This window comes from Vandammella animalimorsus (assembly GCF_002285265.1).
In the GTDB taxonomy this organism is placed as follows: Bacteria; Pseudomonadota; Gammaproteobacteria; order Burkholderiales; family Burkholderiaceae_C; genus Lampropedia.
On record NZ_NSJB01000001.1, the window covers coordinates 896,955 to 922,301 of the forward strand.

At 67.8% G+C, this 25,347-nt stretch carries 18 protein-coding genes and 1 CRISPR repeat array (1 of these 19 cut by a window edge); of the genes, 4 read left to right on the forward strand and 14 right to left on the reverse strand.

What is annotated here, in order from left to right; genetic code table 11:
• The 12 genes from CK625_RS03820 to CK625_RS03875 all read right to left on the reverse strand — a co-directional run bounded on the left by CK625_RS03820 (position 1) and on the right by CK625_RS03875 (position 15,393).
• On the reverse strand, positions 1–2,136 hold the full coding sequence (locus CK625_RS03820) for a type IV pili methyl-accepting chemotaxis transducer N-terminal domain-containing protein (RefSeq protein WP_238945481.1): 2,136 nt from the start codon (positions 2,134–2,136) through the stop codon (positions 1–3).
• A gap of 73 nt (positions 2,137–2,209) precedes the next feature.
• Positions 2,210–2,737 carry a molybdopterin-guanine dinucleotide biosynthesis protein B gene (gene mobB, locus CK625_RS03825; RefSeq protein WP_238945482.1) on the reverse strand — a complete coding sequence of 176 codons (528 nt, stop codon included), beginning with the start codon at positions 2,735–2,737 and terminating at the stop codon, positions 2,210–2,212.
• Complete coding sequence (locus CK625_RS03830; protein ID WP_095539084.1) at positions 2,725–3,414, reverse strand: carbonic anhydrase; 690 nt, start codon at positions 3,412–3,414, stop codon at positions 2,725–2,727. Before CK625_RS03830 ends, mobB begins: the two co-directional genes overlap by 13 nt.
• Before the next feature lie 13 nt (positions 3,415–3,427).
• Positions 3,428–4,399 (reverse strand): GTP 3',8-cyclase MoaA, encoded by a 972-nt coding sequence (gene moaA, locus CK625_RS03835; protein WP_238945512.1) that lies wholly within the window; start codon positions 4,397–4,399, stop codon positions 3,428–3,430.
• Between the two features lie 71 nt (positions 4,400–4,470).
• Entirely contained in the window at positions 4,471–5,250 is a 780-nt protein-coding gene (locus CK625_RS03840; RefSeq protein ID WP_095538882.1) for a peptidylprolyl isomerase, read from the reverse strand.
• A 29-nt stretch (positions 5,251–5,279) separates the two neighbouring features.
• On the reverse strand, positions 5,280–5,963 hold the full coding sequence (gene narI / locus CK625_RS03845) for a respiratory nitrate reductase subunit gamma (protein WP_095538883.1): 684 nt from the start codon (positions 5,961–5,963) through the stop codon (positions 5,280–5,282).
• Positions 5,964–5,987: 24 nt separating this feature from the next.
• Positions 5,988–6,749 carry a nitrate reductase molybdenum cofactor assembly chaperone gene (narJ, locus tag CK625_RS03850; RefSeq protein WP_095538884.1) on the reverse strand — a complete coding sequence of 254 codons (762 nt, stop codon included), beginning with the start codon at positions 6,747–6,749 and terminating at the stop codon, positions 5,988–5,990.
• A gap of 2 nt (positions 6,750–6,751) precedes the next feature.
• Positions 6,752–8,308 (reverse strand): nitrate reductase subunit beta, encoded by a 1,557-nt coding sequence (narH, locus tag CK625_RS03855; protein WP_095538885.1) that lies wholly within the window; start codon positions 8,306–8,308, stop codon positions 6,752–6,754.
• A 61-nt stretch (positions 8,309–8,369) separates the two neighbouring features.
• Entirely contained in the window at positions 8,370–8,732 is a 363-nt protein-coding gene (locus tag CK625_RS03860; RefSeq protein WP_095538886.1) for a cupin domain-containing protein, read from the reverse strand.
• Positions 8,733–8,794: 62 nt separating this feature from the next.
• A complete protein-coding gene (locus CK625_RS03865; RefSeq protein ID WP_095538887.1) occupies positions 8,795–12,514 on the reverse strand; it encodes a nitrate reductase subunit alpha in 3,720 nt (1,239 codons plus the stop codon).
• Between the two features lie 152 nt (positions 12,515–12,666).
• A complete protein-coding gene (locus tag CK625_RS03870) occupies positions 12,667–14,058 on the reverse strand; it encodes a NarK family nitrate/nitrite MFS transporter (protein WP_095538888.1) in 1,392 nt (463 codons plus the stop codon).
• A gap of 108 nt (positions 14,059–14,166) precedes the next feature.
• Positions 14,167–15,393, reverse strand: coding sequence for an MFS transporter (locus CK625_RS03875; protein ID WP_429001289.1), 1,227 nt, complete (start codon positions 15,391–15,393; stop codon positions 14,167–14,169).
• A 292-nt stretch (positions 15,394–15,685) separates the two neighbouring features.
• Between CK625_RS03875 and CK625_RS03880 the strand changes: the two genes are divergently transcribed.
• The 4 genes from CK625_RS03880 to mog all read left to right on the forward strand — a co-directional run bounded on the left by CK625_RS03880 (position 15,686) and on the right by mog (position 19,222).
• Positions 15,686–15,934 carry a MoaD/ThiS family protein gene (locus CK625_RS03880; protein ID WP_095538890.1) on the forward strand — a complete coding sequence of 83 codons (249 nt, stop codon included), beginning with the start codon at positions 15,686–15,688 and terminating at the stop codon, positions 15,932–15,934.
• Between the two features lie 13 nt (positions 15,935–15,947).
• Positions 15,948–17,123, forward strand: coding sequence for a molybdenum cofactor guanylyltransferase MobA (mobA, locus tag CK625_RS14055; protein ID WP_238945483.1), 1,176 nt, complete (start codon positions 15,948–15,950; stop codon positions 17,121–17,123).
• Positions 17,124–17,324: 201 nt separating this feature from the next.
• On the forward strand, positions 17,325–18,596 hold the full coding sequence (locus CK625_RS03895; RefSeq protein ID WP_095538891.1) for a molybdopterin molybdotransferase MoeA: 1,272 nt from the start codon (positions 17,325–17,327) through the stop codon (positions 18,594–18,596).
• Positions 18,597–18,604: 8 nt separating this feature from the next.
• Positions 18,605–19,222, forward strand: coding sequence for a molybdopterin adenylyltransferase (mog, locus tag CK625_RS03900; RefSeq protein WP_095539086.1), 618 nt, complete (start codon positions 18,605–18,607; stop codon positions 19,220–19,222).
• A 123-nt stretch (positions 19,223–19,345) separates the two neighbouring features.
• Here the strand turns inward: mog and CK625_RS03905 are convergent, their stop codons facing one another.
• A complete protein-coding gene (locus CK625_RS03905; protein WP_238945484.1) occupies positions 19,346–22,900 on the reverse strand; it encodes a mechanosensitive ion channel domain-containing protein in 3,555 nt (1,184 codons plus the stop codon).
• Between the two features lie 298 nt (positions 22,901–23,198).
• Positions 23,199–23,546 (reverse strand): winged helix-turn-helix domain-containing protein, encoded by a 348-nt coding sequence (locus CK625_RS03910; protein ID WP_095538893.1) that lies wholly within the window; start codon positions 23,544–23,546, stop codon positions 23,199–23,201.
• A gap of 151 nt (positions 23,547–23,697) precedes the next feature.
• Positions 23,698–25,347: a CRISPR direct-repeat array (repeat unit 29 nt; unit sequence CGGTTCATCCCCGCTGGCGCGGGGAACGC); it runs 153 nt beyond the window's last position.

Below are 25,347 nucleotides of genomic sequence, written 5' to 3' on the forward strand. Positions count from 1 at the left end.
TCAGGCCGGCTGGCGTTCGCTGGCCGGCAGCGTCAGCCGCACGCGCGCGCCGGCGCCTGGGGCCGAGTCCAGCAGCAATTGCGCGTTCATGCGCGCGGCGCGCTCGCGCATGATGTGCATGCCCACATGGGCGTCGCCGCGCGTGCGCACTTGCTCAGGGTCGTAGCCCTGGCCGTCGTCCTGCACGTCCAGCGTGAAGTCGCGCGCATTGTCGATGCGCACCGACACGCGCCGGGCCTGGGCGTGCTTGCGCACGTTCGAGAGCGCCTCCTGCAGCAAAAACAGCACCTGCAGCTGCTGCTCGGGCGCCAGCGGCGCGCCCTGGGTGTAGTGCAGCTCCAGCGCAATTTCGCAGCCGCTTTGGCGGCGAAAACGCTGCACGGTGTCTTCGATGAGCTCGCAGAAATCGCCTTGCTCCAGCTTGCTGCGGAAGTTGCTCAGCAGCTCGCGCACGTCCTGGTAGCTCTCCTCGACGCCGGTGCGCAAGAGCGGCAGGATTTCATCGACCTCCTGCGCGTCCTGGCGGCGCACGGCGTCTTCGAGCAGTTGCAGCTGCAGGTTCAGGAAGTTCAGCCCCTGCGCCAGGCTGTCGTGCAGGCCCTGCGCCACCAGGGCGCGCTCTTGCACCACGGCCAGCTCGCGCGTCTTGGCGTCCAGGCGGCGGTTTTCCAGGGCCACGCCCAGCAGCTGGCCCAGCGATTGCAGCAGCTGGCGCTGCGCCGGCTGCAGCTCGCGCGGCGTGCGAAAGTGCAGCGAGAACGAGCCCAGCACCGCATCGCGCGCAATGATGCGAAACACCGCCACGCTGGCAAAGCCCTCATGGCGGCAATTGGGCGCGGTGGCTTGGGGCAGGTGCGAGAGATCGCGCACGAACAGCACCTGCTGCTGCAGCGTGGCCTGGCCGCAGTGGCAGTCGCGCACCGGCATGCAGTGCTCGGCCTCGGTCAAGGCCGGCGACAGGCCCACCGCAGTCACCAGGCTCAGGCGCTCGCTGCCGGCATCGAGCGTGCGGATGCTGGCGCCATGGGCCTCGAACTGGGCCGTCACGCGCTGCAAAAAGCCTTCGCACATGGCCTCGATGTCGTTGGGCTGGTTCAGGAACGCGGCCATGTCGTACAGCGCGCCGATCTGGTGGTTCTGCGCGGCCAGGCGCGCGGTTTTCTCGGCCACGCGCTGCTCCAGCCCCTGGTAGAGGCTTTGCAGCTCATCGGCCATCTGGTTGTAGCCCGCCGCCAGCAGGCCGAACTCGTCGTGGCGCTGCACCGGCAGCCGCGTGCCGAACTGGTGCGCGGCCATGGATTGCAGGCCTTCGCGCAGCCGCATGACCGGCGCGACGATCCAGCGGTAGAGCAAATAGATCATGGCCAGCGTGCCCAGCACGGCCAGCAGCAGCAGCACGCCCTGGGCCAGGTGCAGCGCAGTGGTCTTGCGGGCGCTGTCCTGCTCGATCTGTGCGACCAGCGCCTCGGTGCGCAGCACCAGCTCGGGCAGCGCCGCCAGGTAGGCGCCGGGCTCGCCGCTGCGCAAGGCCTGCTCGATCGCCGGGCGCGCCGTGTCCTGCCAGTACTGCTGCACGCGTGCGAACTCGCTGCGGATCGCCGGGGTTTGCGGCAGCAGCAAGGGGCGCTGCGCGTCGCCCTGCTCGATTTGCTGCAGGGACTGCTGCAACGCATCGGCCAGGCTGCGTACCTGGGCCGTCAAATCCAGGCCGCCCTGGCCCATGGGGCGCGTCTGGCGCCACTGTGGCCCGGCGCGCAGCAGCTCCACGGCGATGCGGTGCGCCTGCATGCGCAGGCTGCCCGTGTCGTTGATGGCCGCGGCCGCGCCTTCGAGCCGCCAGGCCAGCCACAGCGTGGAGCCGATCATGCACAGCATCAGCACCAGGGCCAGCAGCGCCACGGTGACGATGCGCGCCACCAGATGCTGCGCGGGTTTGCCAGGCTGCTGGCCGGCCTGCTGCCCAGCCTGCTGACCGGCTTGATGCCAAGGGCTGCTGCCTGTCGCGGCGTGGGCGCCAGGCGCGGCGCTGGCCGGCGGCGCGGCAGCGCCGGAGCGCTCGCGGCCCAGCCCAGCCAGGGCCGCATCGGCCTCCAGTGCCGCCGTCATCGCTGCCTTGCCCATTGCCGTGTGTGCCATCGCCTGTGTGTGTGCTGTGTGGGGTGTGGTCTGTGCCGGGGGCGTCTCGGTGCCTGCGGGTCGCGCGGCGCGCTCACGCCAGGCGCAGCTGCGCCAGGATGAAATCGAGCACCTGCTCTGGCGCATTCAGCGGCAGCCAGGGCAGCGCCGCGCCGGGCGGCGGCGGGGCATCGCTGGCCACGGCAATGATGCCGCTGCCGCTCTGGGCGTGCAGCGGCAGCTGCTGCAGCGCCGGGCGATAGACCTCCAGCTGGGCGATGGGTTGGCGCTTGAAGCCTTCGAGCAGCGTCAGGTCCGCCGGCGCCAGCCGCGCCAGTTGCTCTGCCAGCTCGGGCTCGGGCTGGCCGTGCAGCTCGTGCATGATGGCAAAGCGCCAGGGCGAGGCGATCATGACCTCCTGCGCGCCGGCGGCGCGAAAGCGCGCGCTGTCCTTGCCCGGCGGCTCCAGCGTGATGTCGTGGTGGCTGTGCTTGATGACGTTGACGCGCAAGCGGCGTGCGCGCAGCAGCGGCAGCATGGCTTCGATCAGCGTGGTCTTGCCGCTGCCCGAGCGGCCGACGATGCCCAGCACGTTCTGGTGCACGGCGCTCATTTGCGGCATGGCGCAGTGGCTGCGCTGCTGCGGCCTGCGGCGGCGATGGCCTCGGTCACCGGCAAGAAGGCATCGACCCGGGGCGAGTAGGCCGAGAGGCTGCCCGAGGCCAGATCGAAGTACCAGCCGTGCAGGCTGAGCGTGCCCTGCTCGGTGCGCCGCTGCACGGCGGGCAGGCGCTGCAGGTTCTGCAGCGAGATGATGATGGAGGCCTGCTCGCAGGCGCGGCGGCGCTCTTCGTCGCTGGCCTCGGGCAGCTGCTGCAGCACGCGCTCGCGGGCCGGCTCGGCAATGGCCATCCAGCTGCCGACGAAGTCGGCCGGCTGCGGCGCCTGGCCGCGGCCTTGCATCAGCGCGCGGATGCCGCCGCAGCCCGAATGCCCCAGCACGATGACGCGCTCGACCAGCAGCTCTTCCACGGCGAACTGGATGGCCGCCAGCACGCCCTGCGGGCCGATGTCGCCGCGCGGCGGCGGCACCAGATTGGCCACGTTGCGCATGGTGAAGATGTCGCCCGGGTCGCAGTCCAGCAAGATGGCCGGATCGACGCGCGAGTCGCAGCAGCCAATCAGCAGCGTGCTGGGGCGCTGGCCGTCGCGCAGGTCGCGGTACAGCTCGGGGGCCTCCTCGTAGTAATGCTGCTGAAAGCGCGTGAAGCCGTCGATGAATCGTTCGATTTTCTCTATGGGCATGGCCTGGCTATCCCCCGGTTTGCGACATGAAGCGCACGATGCGCTGCGGCGCGCTGTGGAACTCGTGCCGCTCGGGCTTGGCGGCGATGCCGGCGCGGATGGCCGCCAGCAGTTGCGCATCGTCGGCGCCCTGGCGCAGCATGCGGCCCAGCGGCACGCTGTCCTCCTGGCCCAGGCACAGGTGCAAGGTGCCATCGACCGTCAGGCGCACGCGGTTGCAGGTGGCGCAAAAGTGCTGCGACATGGGGGTGATCACGCCCAGCGCGGGCGCCCCCTGGCCGGCCGCCCAGTAGCGCGCCGGGCCGCCATCGCCAATGTCCAGCGCCGGCACCAGGCCAAAGCGCTTGGCCAGGCGCGCACCCATCTGCGTGAGGTCAGCCGGCTGGAACTGGCGCCCGCTTTCGCCCATGGGCATGGTCTCGATCAGCCGCAGGATGAAGCCGCTGGCCAGCGTGTAGGCCAGCATGCGGGCCACCTCGGGCTCGGGCGTCTGGGCGTGCACGACGCAGTTGAGCTTGATCGGCGCAAAACCGGCCTGGCGCGCGGCGTTGAGGCCGGCCAGCACGTCCTGCAGGCAATCGCGCCCGGTGATTTGCGCAAAGGTGGCGGCATCGAGCGAATCGAGGCTGACGTTCAGGCGCTTGACGCCGGCGGCCTTGAGGCCGGCGGCATGGCGCGCCAGCATGGTGCCGTTGGTGGACAGCGAGAGATCGCGCACCTGCGGCATGCTGCCGATGCGCTCGGCCAGCTCGACCACGCCGCGGCGCGTGAGCGGCTCGCCGCCGGTCAGGCGCACCTTGTTCACGCCCAGCTGCACGAACAGGCCGATGAGCCGCGCCATTTCGGCATGGCTGAGCCAGTTGGCCGGCTCCTCAAAGCCCTTGAAGTCCTTGGGCATGCAGTAGTTGCAGCGCAGGTCGCAGCGATCGGTGACGGACACGCGCAGATAGTGGATGCGGCGCCCAAAGCCGTCGATCATCTGGGCCTGGCCTGCGGCGGCGGCGGCCGGGGGGGCGTCGTCGTTGTGGGGTGGGGGTGTCGTCGTGGCAGTCATGGCGGGCTTTCCCTGCTGGTCTCGGGTGCCATGATACGGTCTTCGCCCAGTTGTTCGCCCAGGTCGATGCCCTCGATCTGCGCGCGCGCCACCAGCACCTTGGTGTATTGGCGCCAGGCGGTGTCGCGCCCCATGGCGGTGAGCACCTGGGCAATGTCGCCGGCCACGTCCTCATAGGGCCGCAGCCGCCCTGGCACGCTGCGCGCCACGCGCACGATGTGCAGGCCATGGCGCGAGTGCACCAGCCTGGGGTGCACGGTGCCGGCTGGGATGGCAAAGAGCACTTTCTCAAACTCGGGCACGGTATCGCCCCGGCCCAGCTGCCCCAGGCTGCCGCCCACGGCCGCCGATGGGCAGTTGGAGTAGCGGCGCGCCAACTCGGCAAAGCGCCCGGGCTCGGCCCGCGCGCGCTCGAGCACGTCCTCGGCCTGCAGCGTCAGGGCCTGCAGCGGCACTTTGGGCGTGACCTGGAACAGGATGTGCTCGGCCTCGACGCAGGCGCCCACGGTGAAGCGCTCGGGGTGGCGCTCGTAAAAGCGCCGGCAGTCGGCCTCGCTGGGCGCCGGGCTGGGGGCCTGGCGCTCGAGCAGCTCGCCGATGGCCTGCTCCTCGTCGCCCGTGTCGATCTGCAGGCGCTGCGCCTCATCGAGCAGCACGCGCCGCAGGATGCGCGCCAGCACGGCCTGGTGCAGCGGGTTGTCGCTGTCCTGGTGCCGGGGCAGTTCCTGCTCGACTTCCGCATCCAGCAGTTCGACGCCGTTGACGGTGATGGGCATAGGCCACTCCTCTGCTCAAATGATGGGATTCAGCGCGGGCGCACCAGCTGCCAGGCGCGGCCCAGGTAGGCCACGCTGGCAAAGCCGCTCCAGACGTGCACCATGCGGGTGAAGGGGAAGATCAGGAAGAAGCTCAGCCCCATGAAGATGTGCAGCCTGAAGAGGATGTGCGTCTCGGTCAGGAAGTTGGCCGCCTCGCCACGGAAGGTCATGATGTGCTGGGCCCATTGCATCAGCAGCACCATTTCGTGCCCGTCCAGGTGGTCCATGCTGACGAAGATGGTCGACAGGCCCAGCAGCAGCGTCACCAGCAGCCACACCAGCACCAGCTTGTCGCGCCAGGTGCTGTTGGCCGCCAGGCGATCGCACATCAGGCGCCGGTGCAGCAGCAGCAGCAGGCCCACCAGCGCCATGCCGCCGAAGATGCCGCCGGCGGTCATGGCGAAGATTTGCTTGGCGCCGTGACTGACGCCCAGCATGTCCCAGACCCACAGCGGCGTGAGCAGGCCAAACAGGTGGCCGAAGAACACCGCCAGCACGCCAACGTGAAACAGGATATTGCCCAGCCGCAGCTGGCCGCGGTAGAGCAGCTGGCTCGACTCGCTCTTCCACGAGTACTGCTCGCGGTCAAAGCGCACCAGACTGCCCAGCAGGAAGACAGCCAAACAGATGTAGGGGTAGATGCCGAAAATGAATTGGTGAAAGGTGTTCATGGGGGCGCTCCTTGTCGCGATCCGTCAGCTGGCCTGCGCAGGCTTGCGGCCTGCGGCCACGGCGGCCTTGGGGTAGAACTGGATGGTGCTCTCCAGGCTGGGCTTGAGCAGCGGCTCCAGCCCGGCGGCGTCGGGGCCGAAGGTCTCCATGGCCTCGTCCATGTCGCGCACCGGCGGCTCGACCAGCGGCTGCGGCGCCACCGGGCTGAGCGCCACCAGCGCATCGAGCACCGCGGCATAGGGCGAGCCGCTGGCGTGCAGGCGCGTGGCGATGTGCGCCACCACGTGCACCAGATCGCCCAGCAGCTTACGGGCGTGCGCATCGGGCACGTGCGAGAAGTACTCCAGCAGCGCCGGCAGGTAGTCCGGCAGCTCCTCATCGCCCAGCTCAAAGCCGTGCTGGCGGTACTCCTCCAGCAGATCGACCATGGCCGAGCCGCGGTCGCGGTCTTCGCCATAGACGTACTCGAAGATGTAGAGCGCGTGCTGGCGGTTGTGGTCGAAGGTGCGCACATAGGCTTCCTGCAGCTGGCGCAGGCTGCGGCCCTGCAGGTGGTCCAGAAGGCCGTGCAGCGCCGCGTGGTGGGCCTGCAGCTCGGGCCAGCCCGCCAGCATGGCGCGCAGCTGCGGCAAGGCTTCGATCAGCTCGGCCTCGGGATAGCACAGCAGGGCCGAGCACCATTTATAAAGCGGGTTGGCCGGGGTCTGCAGCAGGGCAGTGTCGGCCTCGGCGCGGGCGTCCTGAGCGCGGGCGTCCTGGGCGGGGGCGTGAAGGGTTTGGGCCATGGTCAGTGCACCCCCTCTTGCCGGTTCTTCTCGATGTCCTTGCGGCGATCGACGAAGATGATGGGCGCGCTCTTGCGCTTGCCAAACAGATTCTCGCTGCCGCCGCCGGAGCAGCCGTTGCCGAAGCTGAAGCCGCAGGCGCCTTTCTCGTCGAAGCTGTCCTCGACCATCTCGCGGTGGCTGCTGGGGATGACGAAGCGGTCCTCATAGTTGGCGATGGCCATGATCTGGTACATGTCCTCGACCATCTCGGGCGTCAGGCCCGTGCCCACCAGCGCCTGCAGCGCCTGCTGGCCGTGCACGACCTGGGCGCGCTTGAAGCGGCGCATGGCGATCATGCGCTCCAGCGCGAGCTTGATGGGCTCGATCTTGCCGGCCGTCAGCAGGTTGGCCAGATAACGCAGCGGGATGCGCATTTCATCCACGCTGGGGATGATGCCGCTCTCGCCCACCAGGCCGTTTTCCATGGCCGACTGGATCGGCGAGAGCGGTGGGATGTACCAGACCATGGGCAGGGTGCGGTACTCGGGGTGCAGCGGGAAGGCCACCTTCCACTGCATGGCCATCTTGTAGACCGGCGAGGCCTTGGCCGCGTCCAGCCAGCTCTGGCTGATGCCCTGGCGCAGCGCCTCGCGCTGCACCTGCGGGTCGTGCGGGTCGAGGAACATGTCCAGCTGGGCCTGGTAGAGATCCTGCGGGTCCTCCACGCTGGCGGCCTGCTCGATGCGGTCGGCGTCGTACAACAGCACGCCCAGGTAGCGGATGCGACCCACGCAGGTCTCCGAGCAGATGGTGGGCTGACCAACCTCGACGCGCGGGTAGCAGAAGATGCACTTCTCGGCCTTGCCCGAAGTCCAGTTGTAGTAGATCTTCTTGTAAGGGCAGCCGGAGATGCACATGCGCCAGCCGCGGCACTTGTCCTGGTCGATCAGCACGATGCCGTCGTCCTCGCGCTTGTAGATGCTGCCCGAGGGGCAGGAGGCCACGCAGGCCGGGTTCAGGCAGTGCTCGCACAGGCGCGGCAGGTACATCATGAAGGTCTGCTCGAAGGCCGAGAGCATGTCCTTCTGGATGCCCTCGAACAGCGCGTCCTTGGCGCGCTTTTCGAACTCGCCGCCCAGGTCGTCCTCCCAGTTCGGGCCCCATTCGACCTTGTCCATCTTCTTGCCGGTCAGCACCGAGATGGGCCGCGCCGTGGGCGCGGTCTTCATGCGCGGCGCGTTCTGCAGGTGCTCGTAGTCGTAGGTGAAGGGCTCGTAGTAGTCGTCGATCTGCGGCAGATTGGGGTTGGCAAAGATGTTGGCCAGGATCTTGAGCTTGCCGCCCTGCCGGGGCACGAGCTTGCCATTGGGCCGGCGCTCCCAGCCGCCCTGCCACTTCTGCTGGTTCTCCCATTCCTTGGGGTAGCCGATGCCCGGCTTGGTCTCGACGTTGTTGAACCAGGCGTACTCCACGCCATCGCGGCTGGTCCACACGTTCTTGCAGGTCACCGAGCAGGTGTGGCAGCCAATGCATTTGTCCAGGTTCAGGACCATGCCGACTTGTGCTCTGATTTTCATGGTGGGGTTCCTTTTTGGTGCTTGTCTGGGAAGAGCTGGCAAATTCGCTGCAACGGCGCGTTCAACTCAAGGGCTCGAAGCCCGCATCGGTGGGCACGACGGAGACCAGCACGCAGTCCTGCCCGGCCGTATTGCGCACGCCGTGGCGCTGACGGCGCTCGATGAGCACGATGTGGCCGGCATGCACGCTGCGGCGGCTTTGCGCGTCATCGAGCAGCTCGGCGCTGCCTTGCAGCACGAACCAGATGTCCGTGCCATGCGGGTGGCGGTGCGGCGGCAGGCTCGCGCCAGGCGGGATCTGCCACAGCACCAGATTGGTGCCATCGATGGTGTGCAGCAAGGTGCGCACCGCCTGCCGGGGCTGGGCCTGCAGATGGGCTGCAACGTCCAGCACGTGGGGCAAGGCCGGGATGGGCTGATCCATGCGTGAATCTCCTTCTCTTAGGCCGGGGCCAATAGCGGCAAGGCGTGTGGCGCACCGCGCGCTCAGCGTTGATCGGCATGTGCGACCTGCCTGGGCGCATCGGCCGGCTCGTCCATCCAATCGACCTTGTTCATCTTGCGCACGATGACCCACTCGTCGCGGTTGCTGCCCACGGTGCCGTAGTAGTTGAAGCTGTAGGCCAGCTGGGCATAGCCGCCGATCATGTGCGTGGGGTTGAGCACGGCCTTGGTCACGGAGTTGTGGATGCCGCCACGGATGCCGGTGCTCTCCGCCGCAGGGGTGTGCACCAGCTTTTCCTGCGCGTGGTACATCAGGATCATGGTCTCGGGGATGCGCTGGCTGACCACGACACGGCAGGCAATGGCGCCGTTGAGGTTGAACACCTCCACCCAGTCGTTGTCCACCAGGCCGGCGCGCTTGGCGTCGGCCTCGGACACCCACACGTGCGGGCCGCCGCGCGAGAGCGTGAGCATGCGGATGTTTTCCGAATACGTGCTGTGGATGCCCCACTTCTGGTGCGGAGTGAGGAAGTTCAGCGTGATCTCCGGGTTGCCGTTGGGCTTTTTGCCCAGCAGTTTCTTGGTGGTCTTGGTGTCCACCGCCGGGCGGTAGACACAGAAGCCGGCGCCGAAATTGCGCATCCACTGGTGATCCTGATAGAACTGCTGCCGGCCGGTGAGGGTGCGCCACGGAATCAGCTCATGCACGTTGGTGTAGCCGGCGTTGTAGCAAACCTCCTCGCTTTCCACGCCCGACCAAATGGGCGAGGTGACGATCTTGCGCGGCTGCGCCACGATGTCGCGAAAGCGGATGGCCGTGTGCTCGCTGCTGTTGATCAGGTGGGTGTGGTCGCGCCCGGTGGCCTTGCCCAGCGCCTGCCAGGCCTTTTTGGCCACGTGGCCATTGGTCTCGGGCGCCAGCGTCAGGATCATTTCGGCCGCCTCGATGGCCGTATCGATCCTGGGCTGGCCCTTGCCTGCGCCATCGGGCTGCACGCCGTTGAGCTTGCGCAGGAAGTCCACCTCATGCTTGGTGTCCCAGGCCATGCCCTTGCCGTTGTTGTTGACCTTCTCCAGCAGCGGGCCGACAGAGGTGTATTTTTCGTAGATGGCGCCGTAGTCGCGCTCCACCACCGTGATGGCAGGCATGGTCTTGCCGGGGATGGGATCGCACTCGCCGAGCTTCCAGTCCTTGGGGTCAAAGGGCTGGCCCAGCTCCTGCGGGCTGTCGTGCATCAGCGGCGTCAGCACGATGTCCTTGCGCACACCCAGGAAGTCCCGGGCCAGTTCGCTGAATTTCTTGGCCAGGCCCTTGTAGATCTCCCAGTCCGAGCGGCTTTGCCACAGCGGCTGCACGGCCTCGGTCAGCGGGTGGATGAAGGGGTGCATGTCGGAGGTGTTAAGGTCGTCCTTCTCGTACCAGGTGGCGGTGGGGAAGATCACGTCCGCATACAGGCAGGTGGTGTTCATGCGGAAGTCCAGCAGCGTGAACAAGTCCAGCTTGCCCTCGGCGGCGGGGCGCACCTTGACTTGCTCGGGCTTGATGCAGTCGGCCTCATCGCTCATCAGGCCGCTTTGCGTGCCCAGCAGGTACTTGAGCAGGTACTCCACGCCCTTGCCCGACGAGCCCAGCAGGTTGGAGCGCCAGATGAACATGTTGCGCGGGAAGTTCTTCGGGTTGTCCGGGTCGTTGCAGGACATGTCCAGCGTGCCTTCCTTCAACCCTTTGACGACATAGTCCGCCGCCGACATGCCAGCGGCCTCGGCCTGGTCGGCCAGATCCAGCGGGTTGGTCTCCAGCTGCGGCGCGCTGGGCAGCCAGCCCATGCGCTCGGCCTTGGCGTTGTAGTCGATGGCGGCCATGTTGGCCCATGCCGGATCGGTGCCCGGGGCCAGCAGCTCTGCCGCAGAGAGCTTTTCATGCCGCCACTGGCTCGAATGCGCATACCAGAACGAAGTGCCGTTCATCTGCCGCACGGGCCGGTGCCAGTCCGTGGCAAAAGCCAGGGGCAGCCAGCCGCTTTGCGGGCGCAGTTTCTCCTGGCCCACGTAGTGGCACCAGCCGCCGCCGGATTTGCCGATGGTGCCGCACATCATCAGCATGTTGATCAGGCCGCGGTAGTTCATGTCCAGGTGGTACCAGTGGTTCAGGCCCGCGCCCACGATCACCATGCTGCGGCCTTTGGTGTCGTGCGCGTTCTGGGCGAACTCGCGCGCGACCTGGATCACCAGCTCAGGCTTGACGCCGGTGTGCTTCTCCTGCCATTTTGGGGTGTAGGGTTTGTCGTCGTAGTAGTCCTTGGCGACGTTGCCGTCGCCCAGGCCGTTGTCCACGCCGTATTGCGCCACCAGCAGATCAAACACGGTGGCCACCAGTTGCGTGCTGCCGTCGGCCAGCCTCACGCGCTTGACGGGCACCTTGCGGTAGATCACATCGTCGTGCTCGCCACCGTAGTAGGCAAAGCCGACCTGCACGATGTCGTCGGCGCGCTCCTTCAGGCTCATGGCCGCATGCACATCCTGGCCCTGGCCGCTGTGCTGCCCGCGCGTCTCCAGATTCCACTTGCCGCTGCCATCCCAGCGAAAGCCGATCGAGCCGTTGGGCGCGCACAGGCTGTCGCTCAGCTCGTTCCACACCAGGGTTTTCCACTCCGGGTTTTTGTCTTCGCCCAGGTTACCATCGAGTTGCGAGGCGCGCAGCGTGTACTCCGGGCGGTAGCCCTGACCATCGTCCTTGAGGCACACCAGCATGGGCATGTCGGTCAGGCGGCGGCAGTAATCCTGGAAGTAATCCGAAGGATTGTCGACGTGGAATTCCTTGAGGATGACGTGGCCCATGGCCATGGCCAGCGCCGCATCCGTGCCCTGGCGCGGGGCCAGCCAGATGTCGCCGAACTTGGCCATTTCGCCAAAGTCCGAAGAAATGGCCACCGTCTTGGTGCCCTTGTAGCGCACCTCGGTGTAGAAGTGCGCATCGGGCGTGCGCGTCATGGGCACGTTCGAGCCCCAGACCAGCAGGTAATTGGCGTTGTACCAGTCTGCGGCCTCGGCCACGTCGGTCTGCTCGCCCCAGGTCTGCGGGCTGGCCGGCGGCAGGTCGCAGTACCAGTCGTAGAACGACAGCGGCACGCCGCCAATCAGGCCCAGGTAGCGCGCCCCGGAGGCGTAGCTGACCATGGACATGGCAGGAATGGGCGAGAAGCCGATGACGCGATCGGGGCCGTATCGCTTGATGGTGTAGGCATTGGCCGCGGCCACCAACTCATAGGCCTCGTCCCAGGTGGTGCGCACGAAGCCGCCCATGCCGCGCTGGGATTTGTAGGACTGGGCGCGTGCGGGGTCTTCGACGATCCAGGCCCAGGCGGCGATCGGGTCCATGCTCTTGCGCGCCTGGCGCCACAGCTCGGCCAGCGCGCCGCGCATCATCGGGTACTTGATGCGCTGGGCCGAATACACGTACCAGCTGTAGGAGGCGCCGCGCGGGCAGCCGCGCGGCTCGTGGTTGGGCAGATCGGGGCGCGTGCGCGGGTAGTCGGTCTGCTGCATCTCCCAGGTGATCACGCCGTTCTTGACGAACACCTTCCAGCTGCACGAGCCGGTGCAGTTGACCCCATGGGTCGAGCGCACCACCTTGTCGTGCGCCCAGCGGCTGCGGTAGGCATCCTCCCAGCCGCGGTCTTCCTCCACCAGCATGCCGTGCCCGCCCGAGAACGACTCACGCCTTTTCTTGAAAAATGTCAGACGGTCCAGAAAGTGGCTCATTGTTTTTTCTCCATGGGGCGCCAGGTCTTGGGCCTGGCAGGTCTCATCGTTGGGTTCAATCCACTGTAGAAGTCTTGGCCGCCGGCCGCCATTGCCCAGTGGCACGACAGCGCGCAGCCAAAGTGACTAGTCACTGCGAAGAGGGCATTGGCTCAACATGGCACGGGCGCGTTGCGGCGCGCGTAGAACCACCAGGTCACCAGCACGCAGGAGACATAAAACGCGATGAAGCCGTACAGCGCCGCCTGCGCGCCGCCGGTCATGGCCAGCGAGGAGCCAAAGCTGCGCGGGATGAAAAAGCCGCCATAGGCGCCGATGGCGCCGGAAAAGCCCAGCACCGCCGCCGACTCGCGCGCCGCATCGGTCAGGGCCTGCTTTTGCGCCGCCGCGTCGCGGCCCTTGGCCGCCTCGGTGTGCTGGTGCAAAAAGATCACCGGGATCATGCGAAAGGTCGAGCCATTGCCCACGCCGGTGAGGGCAAACAGCACGATGAACATGGCCAGGAAGCCGCCGAAGTGCCCGCCCTGGCCGCCCTGGCCGGGCAAAAAGGCCAGCACGCCCAGCACCGCGGCGACCATGCCGATGAAGGTCCACAGCGTCACGCGCGCGCCGCCGAGCTTGTCCGACACCCAGCCGCCCAGCGGACGCGTGAGCGAACCCACCAGCGGGCCCAAAAAGGCATAGGTGGTGGGGTTGACCTCGGGAAACAGCGTCTTGGTCAGCATGGCAAAGCCCGCCGAGAAGCCGATGAAGGAGCCGAAGGTGCCGATGTAGAGCCAGCACATCAGCCAGTTGTGCTTGCGCTTGAAGATCACCGCCTGGTCGGCGAAAGAGGACTTGGCATCGGCAATGTCGTTCATGCCGAACCAGGCCGCCACCGCCATCACGGCGATGGGCACGACCCAGATGAAGCCGGCGTTCTGCAGCCAGATGGGCGCGGCCTGCGGGTTGCCCTCGGGCACGTAGGGCTGGCCGCCCAGCGCGCCGAACACGCCCACGCCGATGATCATCGGCACCACGAACTGCACCAGCGACACGCCCAGATTGCCAATGCCCGCGTTCAGGCCCGTGGCCAGGCCCTTCTTGGCCTTGGGGAAGAAGAAGCTGATGTTGGCCATGCTGGAGCTGAAGTTGCCGCCGCCAAAGCCGCACAGCAGCGCCAGGATCAGCAGCGTGGTGTAGCTGGTGTCCGGGTTGCGCAGCGCAAAGCCCATGCCCAGCGCCGGGATCAGCAGCGAGGCGGTGGAAATGGCCGTCCAGCGCCGCCCGCCAAAAATCGGCACCAAAAAGGAATAGAACACGCGCAGCGTCGCACCCGACAGCGCCGGCAGCGCCGTGAGCCAGAACATCTGGTCCTTGGTGAAGCCAAAGCCGGCCTTGTCCAGATTCACCACCACCACGCTCCACAGCATCCAGATGCTGAAGGCCAGCATCAGCGCCGGGATGGAGATGATCAGGTTGCGGTAGGCAATGCGCTGGCCGGTGCTTTGCCAGAAGGCCGGGTCTTCGGGCTCCCAGCGGATCAATACGGACGAAGAGGACATGGGGCTTGTTTCCAGAAATGAAGAAAGACGATTGCGGCCATCAGGCATCAGGCGCTGCCCAAAACCTTGCTGCCAGTGGCAAAGGCTTTGAACAGAGGCGCTGAGGGCTCACTGGCGGCGGAAGCTGTAGTGCATGCAGATCAGCGACACGCACACCGTGCCGTACAGCAGCATGAAGGCGCTGGAGCGGATGCCGGTGAAGTCCAGCAGCGCGCCGAACATGATGGGCAGGATGAAGCCGCCCAGGCCGCCGGCCAGGCCGACGATGCCCGAGACCGCGCCGATGTTGTCCGTGAACTCATCGGAGATGAACTTAAACACCGAGGCCTTGCCGATGGCCATGGCAATGCCCACGATGAACAGCAGCGCCGTGAACACCCACACATTCAGGCCGATGTGAAAGCTCACCGGGCCATTGGCGCCCTGCATCGTGAAGTCCGTCTGCGGATAGCTCAGGATGAAAAAGCACACCCAGCACACCCACATCACCCACCAAGTGGTCTGGTAGGCGCCATAGCGGTCGGAGATCCAGCCGCCCAGCGCGCGCAGCACGCCGCCAGGCAGTGAGAAGCAAGCCGCCAGAACCCCGGCCAGCTCGATGCTGAAGCCGTACTCGCCGATGTAGTACTTGGTCATCCACAGCGCCAGCGCCACATAGCCGCCGAACACCACCGAGTAGTACTGGCAATAGCGCAGCACGCGCGGATCCTTGAGCAGCGCCAGCTGCTCGCGCAGGCTGACCTTGCTCTGCACCACGTGCTGCGGGTTGCTGGCCGAGAACAGCCAGAACACGATGGCCGTCACCAGCAGCGCCACGGCATACACCTTGGGCACGATCACCCAGGCCCCGCCCGCGGCGGCAATCAGCGAAGGCGCCAGCAGCTTGGTCAGCGCCGAGCCCGAATTGCCCGCGCCGAACACCCCCATCGCCAGGCCCTGGCGGTGCTTGGGAAACCAGCGCGCCACATACGGCGTGCCCACCGAGAACGAGCCGCCGGTCAGGCCCACGAACAGGCCCAGCACCAGGAACTGCCAGAACTCGGTCGCATAGGCCAGCAGCCACACCGGCACCACCGCCACCATCATCAGCGCGAAGAACACGATGCGCCCGCCATAGCGGTCCGTCCAGATGCCCAGCGGCACCCGCACCAGCGAGCCGGTCAGCACCGGCGTGGCCGCCAGCAGGCCGAACTGCGTCTCCGTCAGGTTCAGCTGCTCCTTGATCGGAATGCCCAGCACGGCAAACACCATCCACACCGCAAAGCAGATCGTGAAGGCAAAAGTGCTGGACAGCAGCACACTCATGGCAGTTCGGGACTGTGGGGCAGAGTTCATGGTCGGGACTCTTCTTCTTTCGACACGACGAAGGGGCAAGGCGGCAAGGCTGCAAGGCGACTCACGCTGCCTGCCCAATGGCATAGACAAGGCTTGCAGCGTAGGGGCTGGCCCATGGCCTGCCAATCCGCCGTCCGCACAGCCGCGCACGCCCAAAGTGACTAGTCACTTTTTCCCGCCCGCCGCACGCCCGAAGCGCCCTGCCACGCCCTTTGTGGCCGCCCTGCGCTTGCTACACTCAGCGCCGCCGCGCGCCCTGCGCCGCCCCTGCCCAGCCCAGCCCTGCCCCGCCATGATCACCATCGTCTATTTCGGCCCCCTCAAACTGCTGCAGCCCGCTGGCCGCGAGGCCCTGCCCTGGGCTGGCGGCAGCACCGAGGCACTGCTGCAACAGCTGCGCCAGCGCGGCCCGGACTGGGCCCAGGCCCTGGCGCCCGATCGCATCTTCAAGCTGGCCCTCAACCAGCGGCTGCTGCACGGGCCGGCCGAAATCGCCGATGGCGACGAGGTGGCCATCCTGCCGCCGGTCACTGGCGGCTGAAGGGGGGCGCGCCATGTCCCTGTTTCGCGTGCGCATCCAGGCCGAGCCGCTGGACCTGCAAGCCCCCGCCGCCATGCCCCAGGGGCAGTGCGGCGCCACGGTGCGCTTTGTCGGCCATGTGCGCAACGATGCGCGCCAGGCGCCGCTGAGCCATTTGCTGCTGGAGCACTTTCCCGGCGTGACCGAGGCCGAGATCGAGCGCATCGTCGCCCAGGCGCGCCAGCGCTGGGATTTGCAGGCCGCCACCGTGCTGCACCGCGTGGGCCGCATCGACGCGGGCGCGGCCATCGTGCTGGTCGAGACCGCCAGCGCCCACCGCCGCGATGCCTACGAGGCCAATGCCTTCATCATGGATTACCTCAAGACCGAGGCGCCGTTCTGGAAGCAGGAATGCTTTGCCGACGCCAGCGCGCACTGGGTGCAGGCCAAGGCCAGCGACCAGGCCGCGCAGCGGCGCTGGCAGGCCACGGCAGCGCCCGCCGCAGCGGTCAGCGCAAACGATCGCGCCATCGACACTGCCACCGGCAGCGCGATGGCCTGCACAACCAGCCAGACCGCCACCACCACAGCCACCGCCGCGCGCATCGGCGCGCTGATTCTGGCCGGGGGACAAGGCCAGCGCATGGGTGGCTGCAACAAAGGCCTGCAACCGCTGCTGGGCCAGCCATTGGTGCAGCACGTGGCGCAGGCGCTGCGCCCGCAGGTGCACAGCATCGCCATCAGCGCCAACGCGGACTTGCCCGCCTATCAGGCCCTGGGCCTGCCTGTCTGGCCCGATGCACCGCAGTGGCAGGGCTTGGGGCCGCTGGCCGGCATTGCCAGCGCCGCGCCGCAACTGCCCCCGGATCTGGACGCGCTGCTGGTTGTGCCCTGTGACACGCCGCTGCTGCCGCCACAGCTGGCCGCGCGCCTGGCGCAGGCGCTGTTTGCACGCCCTGGCTTGGCCGCCGTCTCGGCCGCCACCGCTTCGGGCCGCCACCCCAGCATCAGCCTGCTGCGCCCGGCCCTTTTGCTGGGCCTGCCGCAGTACCTGCAGGCCCAGCAACAAGGCCAGGGCGACCTGAGCCTGCGCCGCTGGCTGGAGCCGCGTGGCTGGCAAACGGTGTTCTTTGACGACGCCCAGGCCTTCGCCAACCTCAACGACCAGCAGGCCCTGCAAAGCCTGCAACAACAACTGCAATCGCGCTAGGGGGTGTTGAGATACGGTTTGCGAAGCGCTTGTTCGGGGCAAGCGCTGCCCCGCTGCGAAGCGAGAATGCGCGCAAAGCTCAAGAGCTTGCAAGCGTTTTCAACCCAGCTGCTGCGCAGGCCCAGCCGGAAACACCACCGCAATACTGAACTTCAATAGCACCCAAGCCGCCCGGCAGCCCCAAAGCACCGAAGCACCGCCATGTCCAAAGACCTGCTCGACTACCACGACGCCCTGAACACCTTGCTGCAAACCCACCAGCCCATGGTACGCAGCGAAACCCTGCCGTTGGCGCAGCTGCACGGCCGCATCCTGGCCGAGGATTTGCCCGTGCGGCTGGACGTGCCCAACTTCGACAACAGCGCCATGGACGGCTACGCCATCTGCGGCGCAGACCACAGCAGCTGGCAGGTCGTGCAGCGCATCGCCGCTGGTGACTCAGCCCAAGGCCCGGCGCTGCAACCCGGCCAGGCCGCGCGCATCTTCACCGGCGCGCCCATCCCCGCTGGCGCCCAGGCCGTGCTGATGCAAGAGCACGTCACGCACGATGCCAGCCAGGGCGCGATTGCGTTGGCGCCCGGCCAGGCGATCCGCCCCGGCCAGCACATCCGCCGCCGCGCCGAAGAGCTGCAAGCCGGCGCCACGCTGCTCTCGCACGGCGCGCGCCTGAACCCGGCCACCATCGGCCTGCTGGCCATCCAGGGCTATGCGCAAGCGCCGGTGCTGGCGCCGCTGCGCGTGACGGTGTTTTCCAGCGGCAACGAGCTGGTGCAGCCGGGCCAGCCGCTGCAGCCGGGGCAGATCTACGACAGCAACCGCGTCATGCTGCTGAGCTGGTTGCAGGCGCTGGGCTTTGCCGCCATCGACGGCGGCGCCCTGCCCGATGCGCTGGCCGCCACGCGCGAGGCCCTGCAGCGCGCGGCGCAGCGCAGCGACGCCATCCTGTGCTCGGGCGGCGTCTCCGTCGGCGAGGAAGACCACCTCAAGCGCGCGCTGGAGCAAGTGGGCACGCTGGTGCAATGGCGGCTGTTCATCAAGCCGGGCAAGCCCTTCACCTGGGGCCACATCGCCCGCAGCGCCCAGGGCGGCATGGATGAAGACGCGCCGCCCTGCCGCGTGTTCATGCTGCCGGGCAACCCGGTCTCCAGCCTGGTGACCTTCCAGCAGCTGGCGCTGCCGGCGCTGCGCCGCCTCAGCGGCCTGGACGCGCAGCGCGCCCGGCCGCTGCAATGGCAGGCGCGGGCCAATTTCAACCGCAGCAAGCCCGAGGCGCGCCGCGAGTTCGTGCGCGTGCGGCTGGAGCCAGGCCCGCAGGGCTGGCAGGCCACGCCGCTGGCGCAGCAAGGCTCGAACATGCTCTCGGGCGCAGCGTTTGCCAACGCCCTGGCCGAGACCGCGCCGGGCGCCCAGATCGCCCACGGCGACGCCCTGACCGTTTATCCCCTGTTTGACACCCTGTTCGACATCTTGTGAGCCAGGCCATGACCGCTGCCCCCCACCCCTCCCCTGCGGCCGATACTGCCGATGCCGCCCTGCCCTGCGTGCGCATCGGCCTGGTGGCCGCCAGCGATCGCGCCAGCAGCGGCGCCTACGCCGATGAAGGCCTGCCAGCGCTGCGCCAATGGCTGGGCCGCGCCGTGCGCAACCCGATGGAGTTCGCCCAGCGTCTCATCCCGGACGAGCAGCCGCTGATCGAGCGCACCCTGATCGAGCTGGTCGATGAGATCGGCTGCGATCTGGTGTTGACCACCGGCGGCACCGGCCCGGCGCCGCGCGACGTCACGCCCGAGGCCACGCTGGCCGTGGCCGATCGCGTCATGCCCGGCTTTGGCGAGCAAATGCGCCAGATCAGCCTGCACTTCGTGCCCACGGCCATCCTCTCGCGCCAGGTTGGCGTGGTGCGCGGCCGCGCGCTGATTCTGAACCTGCCCGGTCGCCCGCGCGCCATCGCCGAGACCCTGGGCGGCCTGCAGGGCCAGGACGGGCAGACCATCGCCCACGGCATCTTCGCCGCCGTGCCCTACTGCCTGGATTTGATCGGCGCAGCGCGCATCGAAACCGATCCGGCCGTCTGCCAGGCCTTCCGGCCCAAGAAATAAACCCAAGCAGCAAGGCCAGCAGGCAAGAGCCTGCCGACCTGAGCACAAAAAAGCGCCCGGCCAAGCCGGGCGCTTTGTCTTGGGCACACGACGCTGCGATTTATGCCGCTCTTGCCAAACGCATCAAGCCGTTGGCTTGGGCGCAGGCCCTTGGCCTGCAGCAGGCGACTGCGTCTGCTGCTGCGCCGCTTCCTGCGCCGCCTCCTGCACGGCGTCATGCACGGCCTGCTGCGCCGCCTGCGGCAGATCGCACAGGTGCACGTCCAGCTGCGGGAAGGCGATTTCGATATTGGCCTCGCCCAGCAGCTCGGTGATGCGGCGGTTCAGGTCGTTGCGCACCGTCATGCGCTCGCCCAGCGTGGCCACGTACACGCGCAGCTCGAAGTCCAGCGTGCTGCCGCCCAGCGCCATGAACCAGGCATTGGGCGCGGGCTCTGCCAGCACGTTCGGGTGCTCGTCGGCAGCGCGCAGCAGCAGCTGGCGCACCTGCTTGGCATCGCTGCCATAGGCCACGCCGACGTTGAGCACCAAGCGGGTGACGGTGTCGCTCAGCGTCCAGTTGGTCACCTGGCCGGTGATGAAGGTCTTGTTGGGAATGATGATTTCCCGGTTGTCGTAATCGAGCACCGTGGTGGCGCGGGTGCGGATGCGGGTGACGGTGCCGGTCAAATCCTTGTCGATGGTGACGGTGTCGCCCACACGGAACGGCCGCTCGACCAACAGGATCAGGCCGGAGACGAAATTGGCAAAGATCTCCTGCAGGCCAAAACCCAGGCCCACGGTCAGGGCCGCGGCCATCCACTGCAGCTGGCTCCAGCGCAGGCCAAACAGGCTGAAGGCCAGCAGCACGCCGGCAATGGTGATGGCGTAGCGCAGCAGCGTGGTCAGGGTGTAGCGCGTGGCGCTGCTGATAAAGCGCGAGGAGTTCAGCGCCAGCTCCAGCAGGCCCGGCAGGTTGCGCGCCATGCTGAAGGTCAGCAGCAGCAGCAGCGCGCCCAGCAGCACGTCCATCAGCGTCACCGGCACCTGCATGGGCTTGCCATCGGGCCCCGTGGCGCTGCTGCCCCACAGCTGCACGCCATCCAGGCGCAGCAGCGCGGGCAGCACTTCGGACCAGGCCCACAGCAGGCCCAGGGCCAGCAGCGTCAGGCGCAGCAGGCGCAGCAGGCGGTGCGTTTGCGCGCTGATGCTCACCAGCGTCAGCTCCGCCTCGCCCTCGGGCGGGGCCTCGCCCGACTCGGTGTTGACCACGCTGGCACTGCCTTGACTCAGCGCCTGCTCCAACAGGCGCTTTTGCTCCAGGCGGCGCTCGCTGAGCAGCAGCCAGCGGCGCAACAGCCCATCGACCACCAGCACGGCCAGCACCACCGTCAGGCTGGTGAACAGCGCGCCCAGCATCTCCGTGCTGGTGTAGATGTAGCCGCCCAGGGCCAGCAGCGCGATGGCGACGAAGGCCGCCGGCAGCAGCCAGCCCAGCAGGCGCAGCAGCCAGGGCGCGGCCTGCTCCGAGGTGCCCGGCCACAGGCGGCGCATCAGCCGCCAGGACAGCACCATCAGCCCCAGCGCCAGCACCACCAGGGCCAGGCGGCCCCAGGTGCTGATGATGCTGCCCGCGCCACGGTGCAAGGCCAGCATGGCGGCGAACGAGGCCGGCAGGATCAGCACCATGGCCAGGCGCTGCGCCCGCCGCAGGGCGGTGATCTGGGCGTTGGGCCAGCCAAAGTGCGCCTGGGCCAGGCCGCCGGGCTGCACGAGCGCGCCCCACAGCCCGGTGAGCAGCAGCAGCCGCGAGACATCGACCATCGTGCGGCCAATGGCTTCGACATCGCTCAAGTGGCGTGCGCCGACTTGCTGCAATGCCGTGCCCGCGCCCCACAGCGCCACGGCGCCGGGCAGGGCAATCAGCAGCGTCCAGAGCAGGGCCTGCAAGGTCAGGGAAAAACGATCCTGGCTGACATCGCGCATTTGCTCGCTGATGGCGCGCAGGCGCTGGGGCGCGCGCAGGCGCAGCGCCAGCAAGCTGCCCAACACCAGCGCCAGGGCCAGGTAAGGCAAGGGGTCGCCAAACAGATCGGCCAGCAAGAAGCGCAGCGCCTTGCCCAGCATGGCCGTCAGGGCGATGGCCTCGGCGCCCTGCTCGCCCCACTCGTGCAGCCACTGCTGGCCAACCCGGGGGTGGCTGGGCGTCCACAGCAATTGCCGGTCCATCAGCTGGCGCAGCTCATCGCCGCGCGTGAGCAGGGTCTGCAAAGTGCCGTCGGTCTGTTCCAGCACCGTGATGCGGCGGCGCAGCAGCTGCTCGAACTGGTCGATCAGCTCGGTCTGCGTGGCCTGCCAGGCATTGCGCAAGGCGCTGCCGGCCGCTGCGGCCTGGGCAGCGGCGGCCTGCTCGGCCGTCTGCCCGGCGGCTTCATCGGCCCCGTCAGCCTCGGCGGCCTTGCCGGCCTGCGCGGCCTGGGCTGGTTTTTCGGGCTGGGCCTGGCCCAATTCGATGGCGGCATAGCGCGTCTCGGTGGCGTTGTAGAGCTGCAGGCGCAACTCCGCCAGGCGCTGCTGCACTTGCTTGCGCTGGGCCGTCAGCGCCAGCAGCGAAGGCATGCCCAGGCGCTGCTGCCACAGCCAATAGCCGGTTGCCGCACTGCTGCTGCCCAGGCGCAGCCGGGCCTGGGTGTCGCGCAGCGCGGTGGCGATTTGCTCGCGCTCGCGCTCGTAGTCATTCAATGTGCGGCGCTCCTCACCCAGTTGCTGCGTGCCCTGCAGCAACTGCTGGGCCAGCTCGGCATTGCGCTGGGCCAGATCGTGCAGCGCGCCATCGTGCTGCGCGGCGCTGCTTTCGGCCAGGGCGGCCAGCTCCTGCGCCTGAGTTTGCAGGCGCTGCAGGCTGTTGGCGCTGATGCGCTGGCTGAGCCATTCGATGCGCGGCGCCCGCAGGGCCTGCTCCTGGCGCAGGGCCTGCAATTGGTTTTCCAGCTGGCGCTGGCGCAGCTCGGCCGTGGCCTGCTCGGCCTCGTACAGCGCCAGCTCGGCCAGCGCGCGCCGATGCTCGGCGGCGCGGCGCAGGCGGCGCGCCTCGAACAGCGCCGCAGGCTCATTGGCATCGCTGGCGGGCTCGCCCGCGCTGGCATCGGCGCGCTGGCGCAGCGCCGCCATCTGGCTCAGGCGCTGGCCCGGGCGCGAGATGAGGTTGGTCAGCTCACCGGCCAAGGCATCGATGCGCGCCTTGAGCGCGTTGCTGGCATTGCGCTCCTCGCGCAGCAGGTGCTCCAGCGCATCGTTGCCCATGCTCTGCGGCAGGCGCGCCGCCCATTGCTTGAACTGGTTCTCGCGCTCGGCCGCCGTCAACGGGGCCACCGCTGGGGCCGCCGCCTCGCGGCTTTTCTCCTGCAGCTGGGCCAATTGTTCGAGCAGCGGCTCGGCCTCTTTCTCCAGCGCGGCGGCGGCCTCCAGCTGGGCCTGGGCCGCCTCGCGCTGGGCCTGGCTCAGCTCGGCATTCTCCAGCGTGCTACGGGCCGCCTCGATGGCCGTGGCCTGCGTGGGCGGCACCTCCATGTCGGCCTGCGCCGCACCATGCAGCCACAGCGCCGCCAGCATCAGCAGGCACAGGCCCACGCGCAGCACATGGCGCCAGCCAGCCAGCCCCAGCGGCCCAGCGCCGCGCGGCAATGCAGGCCCTGGCAAGGGACAAGAAACAGCAACGGCCGCCCGCGGGCAGCCTGAAAAAGAGCGTTGATTTGGCATGGCGCGCTTTATAAGCCAGATTGCACATCCCGCTGCCCAGGCGGGTTTTGCACGCGCGGCATCCGCGCCGTTCACGGCACCCGTGCCCGCTTGCGGCGCTGGCGGCATCAGCGCGCACTGAAAACCCGTGGCTTGAGATGGCTTGGCCTGCAGCGCAGAGCGCCCAGGCGAGCGCGCCCTCATGCCGAGCATGCGCCGGGATTGATGTACTGGTGTTTTGTACAGGTCTCCGCAGCCCTCAGGGCGCCAGCATGTCCAGCAAGCCCTTGAGCTCGGCCTCAGCGGCCCGGCGCGCCTTGGCCTCGGCAGCGCGGTAATGCGCCACCAGTTGCAGGCCCAGCGGCGTCAGCGTCGCACCGCCGCCATGCGCACCGCCTGTGGCCGTGCGCACCGCCGGCTCGTGCAGCGCGCCATTGAGCTCCTCCACCAGCAACCAGGCACGCCGATACGACATGCCCAGCCGCCGCGCCGCCGCGGAAATCGAACCGACCTCGCCGATGGCCTCCAACAACTGCACCTTGCCCGGGCCCACGGCAATCACCTCATCACGGTAAATGCGCAGGCGAAACTTGATCTGGGATTGCATCGACACACCACAGCAAAAACAACAGCGCGGCATTGTGCCAAAGGGCTGCTGCGGTTGGTTTCCTGCAGCAATGCACGGCCCGATGGGCACACTCTGACCAGAGCAGATGCAGAGAAGAAAGCGGCAGGCGCAGCTTGCCGGCCTGTGCATCCGGTTCATCCCCGCTGGTGCGGGGAACGGCAGCCCTGCTTCGTCCGTCTCGCCGTCTGCTACGGTTCTCATCCCCGCTGGTGCGGGGAACGCACGTTGGCGCCAAAGCCAGCCTCCACCGCCGCCGGTTCATCCCCGCTGGTGCGGGGAACGCTATTTGCCCAGAAACTGGGGCATGTTGACGGCCGGTTCATTCCCGCTGGTGCGGGGAACGCTATGACGTCTGGCATGCCTATGAGGCAACATTCGGTTCATCCCCGCTGGTGCGGGGAACGCTAGGTTTGGTTAAGCCGATTATTGGCAGGGTGCGGTTCATCCCCGCTGGTGCGGGGAACGCGCGCCGATTTCCGTGTAAGCCTGCGTTACTCCCGGTTCATCCCCGCTGGTGCGGGGAACGCATACCTCGACGGAGGGAGAGGCGCCCAAACGCCGGTTCATCCCCGCTGGCGCGGGGAACGCGGTCAATGGAGAGTATCGTCCAGTGAACCAGCTGGTTCATCCCCGCTGGCGCGGGGAACGCCAGCTGGCCAAGTTCGGCCAGGATTCGGCGGGCGGTTCATCCCCGCTGGCGCGGGGAACGCTTGCATATTCATCCTCTGATCCATTCATAGCTCGGTTCATCCCCGCTGGCGCGGGGAACGCGTGATTCAATTCTCGGCATTCCTTGATTTGTTCGGTTCATCCCCGCTGGCGCGGGGAACGCGTGCAGTGGTCTGACATTCACGGCAAGCCTGTGCGGTTCATCCCCGCTGGCGCGGGGAACGCCGTGCCGGCCTTGGCCGAGACGTTGAACTGGCCGGTTCATCCCCGCTGGCGCGGGGAACGCGCACAGAACGGCATCGCCTTCGCACTGCCAGCCCGGTTCATCCCCGCTGGCGCGGGGAACGCTGCTTTTGCCTGGGAAGTAATGTTTTTCATTTCGGTTCATCCCCGCTGGCGCGGGGAACGCTACTGTTGGTAGTGTCAAGGGGTTCTGTTGCGCGGTTCATCCCCGCTGGCGCGGGGAACGCACCTTCAAACCTCCTGCGCTCTCCACCAAGCCCGGTTCATCCCCGCTGGCGCGGGGAACGCACATTAACGGGCCTTTACAGAGGCTTTACGCTCGGTTCATCCCCGCTGGCGCGGGGAACGCGCAGCCCTCGGCGAAGGCTTTCACATTGACTACGGTTCATCCCCGCTGGCGCGGGGAACGCCATCATCGGCATTTGCGCCGGGGCAGTATTGACGGTTCATCCCCGCTGGCGCGGGGAACGCACGCTGCACATCCAGCCCGACGTACTGATGGACGGTTCATCCCCGCTGGCGCGGGGAACGCGGCCGCAAAACTGCGAAGTGGGATTAAAACAGCGGTTCATCCCCGCTGGCGCGGGGAACGCACCCTCGAATGCGGGCGCTGCCTGCCCCCCTTGCGGTTCATCCCCGCTGGCGCGGGGAACGCCCAAGCCTACCAGATGTTTAAACGTTTTGAGGCGGTTCATCCCCGCTGGCGCGGGGAACGCTGCTGCAGGTACGCCACCTTCTCGGCGTCGGTCGGTTCATCCCCGCTGGCGCGGGGAACGCGCGCGAGCCCTGGGCTGCGGCAGGCCAGAAGTCGGTTCATCCCCGCTGGCGCGGGGAACGCGCCTTCAGCGTTTTTGAAACTGCCAGAACT